Origin of the sequence: Diaphorobacter sp. J5-51, from assembly GCF_001023515.1 — a bacterium.
GTDB lineage: Bacteria > Pseudomonadota > Gammaproteobacteria > Burkholderiales > Burkholderiaceae_C > Diaphorobacter > Diaphorobacter nitroreducens.
Window position 1 is genome coordinate 1 of the sequence record NZ_JSYI01000088.1, and the last position, 312, is coordinate 312.

Below are 312 nucleotides of genomic sequence, written 5' to 3' on the forward strand. Positions count from 1 at the left end.
GGTTCGTGGGCCTGAACATCGAAGACAAGGTCTGGGACCACTCCACCTTCAGCGCCAACCGCGAACGCTTGTTCAACGAAGACCTCGCCCGTGCCTTCTTCGAGCGCGTCAAGCTCAGCGCCCAGTGGGGGCGGCTTGCCAGCGACGAGCACTTCAGCGTGGACGGCACGCTCATCGAAGCCTGGGCCTCGCACAAGAGCTTCAAGCGCAAAGACGATGACAGCGACACGCCGCCTGGGCGCAACCCCGAGGTGGACTTCAAAGGACAGGAGCGCTGCAACGACACCCACGAGAGCACCACGGACGCCGATG

Annotated in this window: 1 protein-coding gene; it reads left to right on the top strand. The window is 63.8% G+C overall.

The window, feature by feature from the left end:
• On the top strand, positions 1-312 hold a 312-nt coding region (locus OX89_RS12480; protein WP_047350849.1), incomplete at both ends, for an IS5 family transposase.